Here is a 13,072-nt window from a genome sequence, read left to right on the forward strand (position 1 = left end):
GCCCGAAGCGCGGCGCCGACGGGCGGCTCGCGCAGCCGGCCGCCGCCGCGCCCGACGCCGAAGGCGCCGCCGCGAGCGACGCAGCGGGCGCAAGCGGCACGAAGCGCAAGAAGAAGGCGGCCGCCGACAAACCCGTGAAGACCGTCGACAAGCTCGCGAAGCTCGGTCTCACGCGCTCGATCGATCTCGTGCTGCATCTGCCGATGCGCTATGAGGACGAAACCACGCTCACGCCGATCGGCGAACTGCTGCCGGGCGGTATCGCGCAGACCGAAGGCGTCGTGTTCGACAACGAGGTCGCGTACCGGCCGCGCCGCCAGCTCGTCGTGAAGATCCAGGACGACGACGGCGAGCAACTCGTGCTGCGCTTCCTGAATTTCTACGGCTCGCAGGTCAAGCAGATGGCCGTCGGCCAGCGGCTGCGCGTGCGCGGCGACGTGCGCGGCGGCTTCTTCGGGATGGAGATGGTGCATCCGGCGGTACGCGTCGTCGACGCGGATACGCCGCTGCCGCAGGTGCTCACGCCCGTCTATCCGAGCACGGCCGGCGTGTCGCAGGCCTATCTGCGCAAGGCGATCGAGAACGCGGTCGAGCGCACGCCGCTGCCCGAGCTGCTGCCGCCCGAGATCGATCGCGCGTACCTGCGGCCGCTCGGCGTGCCGTCGCTCGAGCAGGCCGTGCGCATCCTGCACCACCCGGGCGTCGATTCCGACGAAGCCGCGCTGATGGACGGCTCGCATCCGGCCTGGACGCGCATCAAGTTCGAGGAGCTGCTTGCGCAGCAACTGTCGCTCAAGCGCGCGCACGAGGAGCGCCGCACGCGCGCGGCGCCCGCGATGCCGCGCCGCACCGCGAGCGATGCCGGCGCGCTGACTACCCGGCTCTACGCTGCGCTGCCGTTCACGCTGACCGGCGCGCAGTCGCGCGTCGTCGACGAGATCGCGCACGACCTCACGCTCGCGCACCCGATGCAGCGCCTGCTGCAGGGCGACGTCGGCAGCGGCAAGACGGTCGTCGCGGCGCTGGCCGCCACGCAGGCGATCGACGCCGGTTACCAGGCCGCGCTGATGGCGCCCACCGAAATCCTCGCGGAACAGCACGCGCGCAAGCTGCGCGCATGGCTCGAGCCGCTCGGCGTCACGGTTGCGTGGCTGGCCGGCAGCCTGAAGGCGAAGGAGAAGCGTGCGGCGATCGAGGCGGCCGCGCTCGGCACCGCGCAGCTCGTGATCGGCACGCACGCGATCATCCAGGACACGGTCGAATTCGCGCGGCTCGGCCTCGTGATCGTCGACGAGCAGCACCGCTTCGGCGTCGAGCAGCGCCTCGCGCTGCGCGCGAAGGCCGCGAACGCGGCCAATGGCGCGCGCGATTTCCAGCCGCACCAGTTGATGATGTCGGCCACGCCGATTCCGCGCACGCTCGCGATGACGTACTACGCCGATCTCGAGGTCTCGACGATCGACGAGCTGCCGCCGGGCCGCACGCCCGTGCTGACGCGCCTCGTCGGCGACGCGCGGCGCGAGGAGGTGATCGCCCGCGTGCGCGAGGCCGCGCTGACGGGGCGCCAGGTGTACTGGGTGTGCCCGCTGATCGAGGAGAGCGAGACGCTGCAGCTGCAGACGGCCGTCGAGACCTACGAGACGCTCGCCGCGGCGCTCCCCGAGCTGAAGGTCGGGCTCGTGCACGGCCGGCTGTCGCCGGCCGACAAGGCGGCCGTGATGGAGGCGTTCACGCGCAACGACGTGCAGCTGCTGGTCGCGACGACCGTGATCGAAGTCGGCGTCGACGTGCCGAACGCGTCGCTGATGGTGATCGAGCACGCGGAGCGTTTCGGCCTCGCGCAGCTGCACCAGTTGCGCGGCCGCGTCGGGCGCGGCACCGCGGCGTCGGTGTGCGTGCTGCTGTACACGGGGCCGCTGTCGATTACCGGCCGCGAGCGGCTGAAGACGATGCGCGAGACGACCGACGGCTTCGAGATCGCGCGGCGCGACCTCGAAATCCGCGGCCCCGGCGAATTCCTCGGCGCGCGCCAGTCGGGCGCGGCGATGCTGCGCTTCGCGAACCTCGAGACCGACGGCTGGCTGATCGACCCGGCCCGCGAGGCCGCGACGCGGCTGATCGCCGCGTACCCGGACGTCGTCACGCAGCATCTCGCGCGCTGGCTCGGCGCGCGCGAGCAGTACCTGAAGGCCTGATCCACCGGTTTGGGGCCGGATCCTGAACCGCCAAAGCCGCCAATCGACGCATCGCGATGCAGAGAAACTTGGCGAACCGGTGCCAGAGGGTGTATAAATTAAACCTATCGCCTGTATATCTCTGATTGACCCACAATGACGCTGACTGAATTGAAATACATCGTCGCGGTTGCGCGCGAGCGGCATTTCGGCCGCGCGGCCGAAGCATGCTTCGTGAGCCAGCCGACGCTGTCGGTGGCGATCAAGAAGCTCGAAGACGAGCTCAACGTGCAGATTTTCGAACGCGGCGCGAGCGAAGTGAGCGTGACGCCGATCGGCGACCAGATCGTCACGCAGGCGCAACGCGTGCTCGAGCAGACCTTCGCGATCAAGGAGATCGCGAAGCAGGGCAAGGACCCGCTCGTCGGCCCGTTCCGTCTCGGCGTGATCTACACGATCGGGCCGTACCTGCTGCCGACGCTCGTCAAGCAGATGATCCAGCGTGTCCCGCAGATGCCGCTGATGCTGCAGGAGAACTACACGCTGAAGCTGCTCGAACTGCTGAAGCAGGGCGAGATCGACGCCGCGATCATGGCGCTGCCGTTCCCGGAAACCGGACTGATGGTGCGCCCGCTGTACGACGAGCCGTTCGTCGTCGCGCTGCCGGCCGGCCATCCGTGGGAGAAGCGCGAGGAAATCGACGCCGAGGACCTGAAGCAGGAAACCATGCTGCTGCTCGGCAACGGCCACTGCTTCCGCGATCACGTGCTTGGTGTGTGCCCGGAGCTGATGCGCTTCTCGCAGACGGCCGACGGCATCCAGAAGACCTTCGAGGGCTCGTCGCTCGAGACGATCCGCCACATGGTCGCGAGCGGCGTCGGCATCACCGTGCTGCCGCGGATGTCGGTCACCGAGGTCGGCCCGCGCGCGAACGGCCCCGATGCCGAGTTGCTGTCGTACGTGCCGTTCCACGAACCGGTGCCCGACCGCCGCGTGGTGCTCGTGTGGCGCAAGAGCTTCACGCGGATGCCCGCGATCGACGCGATCAGCGATGCGATTTCCGCATGCGAACTGCCGGGCGTCGCGAAGCTCGATATGCCGGCGACGATGAACTGACCGAGCTGCGGCATGCGTGCGCGGCGGCATGATGGACGGGGTCTTGCGACTCCGTTTATTTTTCTCTATCGCATAGATGAAATTAATTAAATTTAAATAATCGATAGATTTGCCTAGAATTCTCTACATGGATCGGCGTCATGTCGACGGTCGATTTGCACGCTGAATGCAAGCGTCAAAGGAGGATGTCATGATGCGGTCGGTATTGCAGCACGCGCAGCGGAACATCCCGTCGCGCGACGAGGTCGTACATCGCGCCAGGGTTGCGGTTAGGCGCCTGCGTCCGATTGCGTTCGCATACCTGGCGGACCGCGCATATGGCGGATGAACGTTGGCGCATGCCGGTCCTGCATGCCCCTGCTTCACCCGCCGCCAAGCCATGAGAGAGCATCGCATGTCCGAAAGCTGGAACACCGCGCGCACCGGCACGATGCGTGCCGGCGGCCGGTTCCCCGAGCGCCCCGCCTGCGGCGCCTCGCAGCGGGAACGCGCGGCGCAGGCCACGCACGACATCCCGTAGTACGACAGGAGGATCTACCTGTTCCGTTTCCTATCCCCGCAATGACACTCCACGGACCGCCCGGCATGCTGCCGGAGCGAGCAGGTGGAGGCATACGAGCAAGCCAAGGAGAAAACGCATGTCGAACGAAACGAAGTGCCCGTTCAATCACGCCACCGGCGCCGGCGCGACGAACAAGGACTGGTGGCCGAACCAACTGAACCTGAACGTCCTGCACCGGCACTCGGCGCTGTCCGATCCGATGGACAAGGATTTCGACTACGCCGAGGCATTCAAGAAGCTGGACCTCGCGGCGGTGAAGAAGGATCTGCACGCACTGATGACGACGTCGCAGGACTGGTGGCCGGCCGACTTCGGCCACTACGGCGGCCTGTTCATCCGCATGGCCTGGCACAGCGCCGGCACGTACCGCACGGCCGACGGCCGCGGCGGCGCGGGCGGCGGGCAGCAGCGCTTCGCGCCGCTCAACAGCTGGCCGGACAACGTGAGCCTCGACAAGGCGCGCCGGCTGCTGTGGCCGATCAAGCAGAAGTACGGCCGCAACATCTCGTGGGCCGACCTGCTGATCCTGACCGGCAACGTCGCGCTCGAATCGATGGGCTTCAAGACCTTCGGCTTCGGCGGCGGCCGCGTCGACACGTGGGAGCCGGACGACGTCTACTGGGGCTCGGAAAAGATCTGGCTGGAACTGAGCGGCGGCCCGAACAGCCGCTACTCGGGCAAGCGCGACCTCGAAAGCCCGCTCGCCGCGGTGCAGATGGGCCTTATCTACGTGAACCCGGAAGGCCCGGACGGCAACCCCGATCCGGTCGCCGCCGCGCATGACATCCGTGAGACGTTCGCGCGGATGGCGATGAACGACGAAGAAACGGTCGCGCTGATCGCCGGCGGCCACACGTTCGGCAAGACGCACGGCGCCGGTCCGGCATCGAACGTCGGCCCCGAGCCGGAAGCCGCGGGCCTCGAGCAGCAGGGTCTCGGCTGGAAGAGCTCGTTCGGCACCGGCAAGGGCGCGGACGCGATCACGAGCGGCCTCGAAGTCACGTGGACGTCGACGCCGACCAAGTGGAGCAACGACTTCTTCAAGCACCTGTTCAGCTATGAGTGGGAGCTCACGAAGAGCCCGGCCGGCGCGCACCAGTGGGTCGCGAAGGACGCCGGCGACGTGATTCCGGATGCGTACGACGCGTCGAAGAAACATCGCCCGACGATGCTGACGACCGACCTGTCGCTGCGTTTCGATCCGGCATACGAAAAGATCTCGCGCCGCTTCTACGAGAACCCGGCCGAGTTCGCCGACGCGTTCGCACGCGCATGGTTCAAGCTCACGCACCGCGACATGGGTCCGCGCGCCCGCTATCTCGGCCCGGACGTGCCGGCGGAACACCTGCTGTGGCAGGACCCGATCCCGGCTGTCGACCACAAGCTGATCGACGACGCCGACGTCGCGGCGCTGAAGGCGAAGGTGCTCGCATCGGGCCTGTCGGTGTCGCAGCTCGTATCGACCGCATGGGCGTCGGCTGCGACGTTCCGCGGTTCGGACAAGCGCGGCGGCGCGAACGGTGCACGGATCCGCCTCGCGCCGCAGAAGGACTGGGAAGTGAACCAGCCGGCTGAACTCGCGAAGGTGCTCACGACGCTCGAAGGCGTGCAGAAGGCGTTCAACGACGCGCAGACGGGCGGCAAGAAGGTGTCGCTCGCCGACCTGATCGTGCTGGCCGGTGCGGCCGGCGTCGAGCAGGCCGCGAAGAATGCGGGCGTGGCGGTGACGGTGCCGTTCGCACCGGGCCGGGCGGATGCGTCGCAGGAGCAGACCGACATCGACGCGATGGCCGTGCTCGAGCCGGTGGCGGATGGTTTCCGCAACTTCCTGAAGCATGCGTACAAGACGCCGGCCGAGGCGCTGCTGGTCGACAAGGCGCAACTGCTGACGCTGAGCGCGCCCGAGATGACGGTGCTCGTCGGTGGCCTGCGCGTGCTCGGCACGAACGTCGGCGATGCGAAGCACGGCGTGTTCACCGACCGTCCGGAAGCGCTGACGAACGACTTCTTCGTGAACCTGCTCGACATGGGCACGGAATGGAAGCCGGTGTCGGCCGCGAACGACGTGTTCGAAGGGCGCGATCGCGCGACGGGCAAGGTCAAGTGGACGGGCACGCGCGTCGACCTGATCTTCGGCTCGCACGCGCAACTGCGTGCACTGGCCGAGGTGTACGGCAGCGCGGATGCGAAGGAGAAGTTCGCACGCGATTTCGTCGCGGCCTGGAACAAGGTGATGAACCTCGACCGCTTCGACCTCGCATGAATCTGGCCGCAGGGTAATGCGGTAGTGCGGTAACGCAGCAACGCGAAACGGCCGGTCGAACGACCGGCCGTTTCTTCTGGAACCGATGTTTTGTCGAAGGAGTGACGACCATGACGCAGATGATCCTGGACATGCGCACCGCGCTCGCGGCGCCGGTGACACGGGCGCCGGCCGCGATCGTCCGGCGCTTCGTCGGCTTTGCGATCGCCGGCGGCGGCGCGGCTGTGCTGGTCGCGCAGGCGCTGCACGCGCTCGCGCCGGTTGCGGGCTACTGAGCGCGGTTTTTCGCGCGACGCTGTACAGGCGAGCCGAATGCGAATGCCGTACGCGGGCGGCACGCGGATTACACGGATACATGTTCGCCGGTTCAACGTGATGGGTGAGGAATCCTGACGATGGCCGGGAAACGCAATGCCACGCAGATCAAGATCGGCATCAGCGACAAGGACCGCAGGAAAATCGCGGATGGCCTGTCGCGCCTGCTGGCCGATACGTTCCCGCTATACCTGAAGCCCCTTATGGTACGCATGATTGCGTTACCGACGAGCGCTGCAAACCAGCGTTCCGGCCGCAAGTCGCGGAATTGCTCATCCGGCTGCTCGTCGGTACGAGCGTCGTGTCTCGGCGGCTTCGCATGCCGTTGACCGGAGCAGGCACGATCTGCATTGAGCGGCCTGCCGATTTGTGCGAATCTGTATCGCAGACTTCAGCATTCATCCTTCTTTACCGGCCCGGTACGGGAGACAACCATGGCCCTCGATCGAAGCGCGCGTCGGGAACGGACCGCGTTCGTCTTTGCAGGTGGGGGCAGCCTCGGTGCGATCGAGGTGGGCATGCTGCGCGAACTGCTCAATCACGGTGAACGGCCCGACTTCGTGGTCGGCGCGTCCGCCGGCGCGATCAACGCCGCGTATTTCGCCGGGCAGCCCGACGAAGACGGCGTCGCGAAGCTCGAAGCGCTGTGGTGCAACATCCGCCGGCGCGACATCATGCCGTTTTCGATGCTCGGCCTGTTGAGGACGGTCCTGCAGAACCGCGCACACCTCGTTGAGGCGACCGCGCTGCGAATGCTGCTGGAAAGGCATCTGCGGTATCGGTACGTCGAACGTGCATCGCTGCCGCTGCACGTCGTCGCGACCGACATGCTCAGTGGCAACGAAATCGTGCTTTCGTCGGGCCTCGTCGTCGACGCCGTGCTCGCCAGCGCGGCGATCCCGGGCGTGTTCCCGCCGGTGCGGATCGACGATCGACTGATGGTCGATGGCGGCGTCGCGAACAATACGCCGATCTCGATTGCCGTCGCGCGGGGCGCGACGCGCATCGTCGTGCTGCCGGCCGGCTTCGCGTGCGCGTTGCGCAAGCCACCGGGAAGCGCAATCGCGCAGGCGATGCATGCGCTGACGCTCGTGATCGCGCGCCAGCTCGTGCGCGATCTCGAGTTCTACCAAAGTCGCGCCACGATTTGCGTGGTGCCGCCGCTATGTCCGCTCGACGTCTCGCCGTACGACTACACCCGGTGCAAGGAGTTGATCGACCTCGCGGCCGAACGGACCCGCGCGTGGCTCTGCGATGGCGGCCTCGAACAGACGGTCATTCCGGGGGCGTTGCACGAGCACACGCACTCGGCTCAGCGGCCGACCTGCGATGCCGGTGCGTAGAGCCCGCCCAACGCGGGCCCTGGCCCTGGCCGATCCGCCCGTATCGGGGCAAACCCCGGCCGGTGTGCCGAACGGTTCGATCCGCGTTCGCTTCGAATCTGTCCCTTAATATACGTGCATTGCGGCCCGCTCCGACATGACGCGGAGCGCCGCTCGGCTCTAAAATGCCGGGATTATCTTCCCGGTGCTTCGCCATGCTTGCCCGCTTTCCCCTGTATCTGCGGCTCGTCCGGATGGACAAGCCGATCGGCAGCCTGCTGCTGCTCTGGCCGACGCTCAATGCGCTGTGGATCGCGTCGGACGGCCACCCGCGCTGGCCGTTGCTCGTGATCTTTTCGCTCGGCACGCTGCTGATGCGTTCGGCCGGCTGCGCGATGAACGATTACGCCGACCGCGATTTCGACCGCCACGTGAAGCGCACGGCCGACCGGCCGCTGACGTCCGGCAAGATCCGCGCATGGGAAGCCGTTGCGATCGCGGTCGGGCTGTCGTTCATCGCGTTCCTGCTGATCCTGCCGCTCAACACGCTGACGAAGGAATTGTCAGTCGTCGCGCTGTTCGTCGCCGGCTCGTATCCGTTCATGAAGCGCTTCTTCGCGATTCCGCAGGCGTATCTCGGCATCGCGTTCGGCTTCGGCATCCCGATGGCGTTCGCGGCCGTGCAGGACACGGTGCCGACGATCGCGTGGGTGATGCTGATCGCGAACATTTTCTGGTCGGTCGCGTACGACACCGAATACGCGATGGTCGATCGCGACGACGACATCAAGATCGGCATCCGCACGTCCGCGCTGACGTTCGGCCGCTTCGACGTCGCGGCGGTGATGGCGTGTTATGCGGCGACGCTCGGCATCTACGTGTGGATCGGCGTGACGCTCGCCTTCGGCCTGGCGTACTGGGCCGGCTGGGCGGCCGCGGTCGGCTGCGCGCTGTATCACTACACGCTGATCAAGGACCGCGAACGGATGCCGTGCTTCGCGGCGTTCCGGCACAACAACTGGCTCGGCGGCGTGCTGTTCGCGGGGATCGCCGCGCATTACCTGCTGGCCGGCAACTGAACGAAGCCGCGCGCCGGCGCGCAATTCCAATAAAAAAGCGACCTGACGGTCGCTTTTTTTACGTCAGGTGCCAGGCCGGCCGGCACCACGGGCGCGCTTACGCACGGCTGAGCTCGTCGCCCATTTCCTTCGCGCGCGCCTCGGCCGCGAGCGCGCCGCGCACAATCGCTTCCTTCACGCCCTGCGCGTCGAACGACGCGAGTGCGGCGGCCGTCGTGCCGCCCTTCGACGTCACGCGCTCGCGCAGCACGCTCGCCGGTTCGCCCGATTGCGCCGCGAGTTGCGCGGCGCCCGCGAACGTCGCGACCGCGAGCGCGCGGCCCTGTTCGTCGTTCATGCCGAGGCGGCGCGCGGCTTCCTGCAGCGCTTCGATGAAATAGAACACGTATGCGGGGCCGCTGCCCGAAATGGCCGTGACGGCGTCGAGCTGCGATTCGTCGTCGAACCACACGATCTCGCCGACCGCGCCGAGCACCTTCGACGCGAGTTCGCGGCCCGCCGCGTCGACGCCCGTCAGTGCGGCGAGGCCCGTCACGCCCATGCCGACGAGCGCGGGCGTGTTCGGCATCGTGCGCACGACGCGGGCGTAGTCGCCGAGCCAGCGCGCGAGATCCGTGCCGCGGATGCCGGCCGCGATGCTGATCACGAGTTGCGACTTCAGGTGCGGCGCGAGCGCCTGCGCGACGTCCTTCAGCACCTGCGGCTTCACCGCGAGCACGACCGCGTCGTAATCGGCGAGCGTCGCGTCGACGGCTGCGCCGGTGCGCACGCCGAATTGCTGCGCGGCGCGCGCACGCACGTCCTCGTTGATGTCGATGGCATACAGGCCTTCAGCGGCGACGCCGCGCTTGATCAGGCCGCCGATCAGGGCCGCGGCCATGTTGCCGCCGCCGATGAATGCGATTTTCATGATGTCCGATTGAGCGAGTGAGTGAACGGAAAGGCGGAAAGGGCGCGGCGTTCAGTGCGAATAATCGCGCGCGCCGAAGATCGCGGTGCCGACGCGCACGATCGTCGCGCCTTCGAGCACGGCCGCGTCGAGATCGGCGGACATGCCCATCGACAACGTGTCGAGCGGCAGGCCGCCGGCACGCAATGCGTCGAACAGTTCGCGCAGCGCGCGATGCGGTGCGCGTTGCGCTTCGATATCGCCGGCCGGTTCGGGAATCGCCATCAGGCCGCGCAGCCGCAGCGACGGCAGCGCGGCGACCGCGCGCGCGACGTCGGCCACGTCGGCCGGCGCGACGCCGCTCTTCGACGCCTCGCCGCTGATGTTCACCTGCACGCACACGTTGAGCGGCGGCAGGTGCGCGGGGCGTTGTTCCGACAGGCGCTGCGCGATCTTCAGCCGGTCGACCGAATGGACCCAGTCGAAGCGCTCGGCGACCGGGCGCGTCTTGTTCGATTGCAGCGGCCCGATGAAATGCCATTCGAGGCTCGCGCGCAGATCGGCGAGCGCGTCGATCTTGTCGATCGATTCCTGCACGTAGTTTTCGCCGAATGCGTGTTGCCCGGCCGCGTGCGCGGCGCGCACGTCGTCGGCGGGAAACGTCTTCGAGACGGCGAGCAGCGACACGGTGGCGGGATCGCGGCCGGCCGCGCGGGCGGCGTCGGCGATGCGGCGATGAACGGATTCGAGACGAGCGGCGAGATCGGACATGACGGGCACGAAGGCAGGCACGGAAGCAGGCACGAAGCGGATGCGCCGCGGCACGCGGCGCATCGATCCGCTCATTATACGGACGCCGCGCGCGCCGCCCGCGTCAGCCGTACAGCAAATGCTCGACGAGCTGGACCCAGTGGACGACCGGAATCTGCGTGCCGCTTTGCAGGTGTGCGATGCAGCCGATGTTGCCGGACACGATCATCTGCGGTTCGAGCGCCTGCAGCTTCAGCAGCTTCTGCTTGCGCAACCGGTACGACAGCGACGGTTGAGTCAGCGAATAGGTGCCGGCCGAGCCGCAGCACAGATGGCTGTCGGCCGGCAGCCGCACGTCGATGCCGAGCGTCTCGAGCAGGCGTTCGACCTTGCCGCGCGACTGCTGGCCGTGCTGCAGCGTGCACGGCGGGTGATACGCGACGGTATGGATCGCGCGGCGCCGCGCGAGCGTCGCGAGCTCGGCCTCGAACGCGAGCAGGACGTCGGAGATGTCGCGCGTCAGCGACACGATGCGCTGCGCCTTCTCCGCGTAGGCCGGGTCGTCGCGCAGCAGGTGCGCGTATTCGAGCACCGTCGCGCCGCAGCCCGACGCGTTCATCACGATCGCCTCGGCGCCTTGCTCGACGTGGGGCCACCATGCGTCGATGTTGCGGCGCGCGTCGTCGAGCGCCTCGTCGTGATAGTTCAGGTGCAGGCGGATCGCGCCGCAGCAGCCCGCGTCGGGCGCGACGACCGTCTCGATGCCGAGCGCGTCGAGCACGCGCGCGGTCGCGATGTTGATGTTCGGCAGCATCGACGGCTGCACGCAGCCGCCGAGCATCAGCATCTTGCGCGTATGCGTGCGGTTCGGCCATTCGAGCAGCCGCGTGCGTGGCGGCACCTTGTCGCGCAGCCGCTTCGGCAGCAGCGGCCGCACGTGCTGGCCGAGCCGCATCACCGGCGAGAACAGCGCGGCGTTCGGCACGAAGCTCGCGAGCACGCGGCGCACGATACGCTGCTGCACCGGGCGCCGCACCTGCGCCTCGACGTGCTTGCGGCCGATCTCGACGAGCCGGCCATACTGGACGCCGGACGGGCAGGTCGTCTCGCAGCTTCGGCACGTGAGGCAGCGGTCGAGGTGCTGCTGCGTGCTGCGCGTGACGGGCGCGCCTTCGACCATCTGCTTGATCAGGTAGATGCGCCCGCGCGGGCCGTCGAGTTCGTCGCCGAGCAGTTGATAGGTCGGGCAGGTAGCGGTGCAGAACCCGCAATGCACGCACTTGCGCAGGATCGCGTCGGCCTCGTCGCCGTCGGGCGTGTTGCGGATGAAATCGGCGAGGTTCGTTTGCATCGTCAGAGATCAGGGTAGAGCCGGCCGCGGTTGAAGATGCGCGCGGGATCGAACGCGGCCTTCAGCCCGCGGTGGATCTTCATCATCGGGGCGGGCAGCGGCGTGAACACACCCGCGCTGCGGTCGTACGCATCGCCCGCGCGGAACAGCGTCGCGTGGCCGCCGGCCTGCTTCGCGCTCATGCGCACGGTCTGCGCATCGGCGTCGGTGATCCACCAGCGCTGCGCGCCGCCCCATTCCATCAACTGGGTGCCCGGCAGGTGCATCGGTTCGGTGATCGACGGCAGCGCGAGGCGCCACAGCGCATAACCGGGCGGAATGCCGTTGAAGAACGGATCGGTATGCTCGCGCAGGCCGGCCCAGAAGCGCTCGGCTTCGACCGCGTCGACGACTTCGCCGCCGAGCACCGTCTTCGCGGATTTCACGGCTGCTTCGGCGCCCGACAGGCGCAGCACGAGCGTGCCGTTGCGCCACGCGCTCGCGCTGACGGGCAGCGGATGGCCGCCCCATTCGTTGAGCTTGCGCACCGCGTCGGTCGCGGTCATCTCGAACTTCAGCGTGACTTCGGCGACGGGCATCGGCAGCACCTTGATCGACAGGTCGAGCATCAGCCCGAGCGTGCCGAGCGAACCGGCCATCAGCCGCGACACGTCGTAGCCGGCGACGTTCTTCACGACCTGACCGCCGAAGCGCAGCACCTCGCCGCGGCCGTTTATCAGCGTGACGCCGAGCACGAAATCGCGCGGTGCGCCGCAGGTGGCGCGGCGCGGGCCCGCGAGGCCCGCCGCGATGCAGCCGCCGACAGTGGCCGCGCGGCCGAAGTGCGGCGGCTCGAACGGCAGCATCTGGCCGCACTCGGCGAGGACGGTTTCAAGCTGCGCGAGCGGCGTGCCCGCGCGGACCGTGACGACGAGCTCGGCCGGGTCGTACGACACGATGCCCTGAAACGCGCGCGTGTCGAGTATTTCGCCCTCGAGCGCCTGGCCGTACCAGTCCTTGGTGCCGCCGCCGCGAATCCGCAGCGGCCGGCCGTCGGCGCTGGCCGCACGGATGCGCTCGGCCCATCCGGCGACGATGTCGTCCTCTTCCATGTTCTGTTGCTGCCTCGACTTGTTGTTCGGTCGATTGTACCGGGGTGGCGCGATTCCACATCGCGACTATCCCTAAGCCCCGTATTGCGGGCCGCATGCCCGCATCGCCGCGTGAACGGGCCGCGCGGACACGGCGGCAGGGTGCGGAGCGGCCGCCGGC

Annotated in this window: 11 protein-coding genes and 1 pseudogene; 8 read left to right on the forward strand and 4 right to left on the reverse strand. The window is 67.9% G+C overall.

Annotation, left to right across the window (positions count from 1 at the left end; genetic code table 11):
* From recG to ubiA, 8 genes and pseudogenes are all read left to right on the forward strand, one after another.
* Positions 1-2,195: ATP-dependent DNA helicase RecG (gene recG, locus OEJ37_RS11895; protein ID WP_263344399.1), on the forward strand; the 2,195-nt coding region annotated here is incomplete at its 5' end.
* Positions 2,196-2,330: 135 nt separating this feature from the next.
* The gene (locus OEJ37_RS11900) at positions 2,331-3,290 is read left to right on the forward strand and encodes a LysR substrate-binding domain-containing protein (protein WP_034182776.1); all 960 of its coding nucleotides are present in this window, start codon (positions 2,331-2,333) and stop codon (positions 3,288-3,290) included.
* 394 nt (positions 3,291-3,684) lie between these two features.
* On the forward strand, positions 3,685-3,810 hold the full coding sequence (locus tag OEJ37_RS11905; RefSeq protein WP_263344400.1) for a hypothetical protein: 126 nt from the start codon (positions 3,685-3,687) through the stop codon (positions 3,808-3,810).
* Positions 3,811-3,928: 118 nt separating this feature from the next.
* Positions 3,929-6,115, forward strand: a complete 2,187-nt coding sequence (gene katG, locus OEJ37_RS11910; protein ID WP_263344401.1) for a catalase/peroxidase HPI — start codon at positions 3,929-3,931, stop codon at positions 6,113-6,115.
* Positions 6,116-6,225: 110 nt separating this feature from the next.
* A complete protein-coding gene (locus tag OEJ37_RS11915; RefSeq protein WP_175919062.1) occupies positions 6,226-6,390 on the forward strand; it encodes a hypothetical protein in 165 nt (54 codons plus the stop codon).
* Between the two features lie 120 nt (positions 6,391-6,510).
* Positions 6,511-6,627, forward strand: a pseudogene (locus OEJ37_RS11920) (DNA starvation/stationary phase protection protein); the annotation flags it as partial.
* A 237-nt stretch (positions 6,628-6,864) separates the two neighbouring features.
* The gene (locus OEJ37_RS11925) at positions 6,865-7,773 is read left to right on the forward strand and encodes a patatin-like phospholipase family protein (protein WP_175919061.1); all 909 of its coding nucleotides are present in this window, start codon (positions 6,865-6,867) and stop codon (positions 7,771-7,773) included.
* Between the two features lie 194 nt (positions 7,774-7,967).
* Positions 7,968-8,831: a 4-hydroxybenzoate octaprenyltransferase gene (gene ubiA, locus OEJ37_RS11930; RefSeq protein WP_263344402.1), complete on the forward strand. Its 864-nt coding sequence runs from the start codon at positions 7,968-7,970 to the stop codon at positions 8,829-8,831.
* 97 nt (positions 8,832-8,928) lie between these two features.
* Here ubiA and proC read toward each other — a convergent pair whose 3' ends face one another.
* From proC to glcE, 4 genes are all read right to left on the reverse strand, one after another.
* Complete coding sequence (gene proC, locus OEJ37_RS11935) at positions 8,929-9,741, reverse strand: pyrroline-5-carboxylate reductase (RefSeq protein WP_263344403.1); 813 nt, start codon at positions 9,739-9,741, stop codon at positions 8,929-8,931.
* Between the two features lie 51 nt (positions 9,742-9,792).
* Positions 9,793-10,491, reverse strand: coding sequence for a YggS family pyridoxal phosphate-dependent enzyme (locus tag OEJ37_RS11940; RefSeq protein WP_174421577.1), 699 nt, complete (start codon positions 10,489-10,491; stop codon positions 9,793-9,795).
* A 103-nt stretch (positions 10,492-10,594) separates the two neighbouring features.
* A complete protein-coding gene (gene glcF, locus OEJ37_RS11945; RefSeq protein WP_263344404.1) occupies positions 10,595-11,821 on the reverse strand; it encodes a glycolate oxidase subunit GlcF in 1,227 nt (408 codons plus the stop codon).
* A 2-nt stretch (positions 11,822-11,823) separates the two neighbouring features.
* Positions 11,824-12,912, reverse strand: coding sequence for a glycolate oxidase subunit GlcE (glcE, locus tag OEJ37_RS11950; protein WP_175919060.1), 1,089 nt, complete (start codon positions 12,910-12,912; stop codon positions 11,824-11,826).
* Positions 12,913-13,072 lie beyond the last annotated feature (160 nt).

The sequence above is a fragment of the Burkholderia sp. BKH01 genome, from assembly GCF_025685725.1.
Taxonomy (GTDB): domain Bacteria; phylum Pseudomonadota; class Gammaproteobacteria; order Burkholderiales; family Burkholderiaceae; genus Burkholderia; species Burkholderia pyrrocinia_C.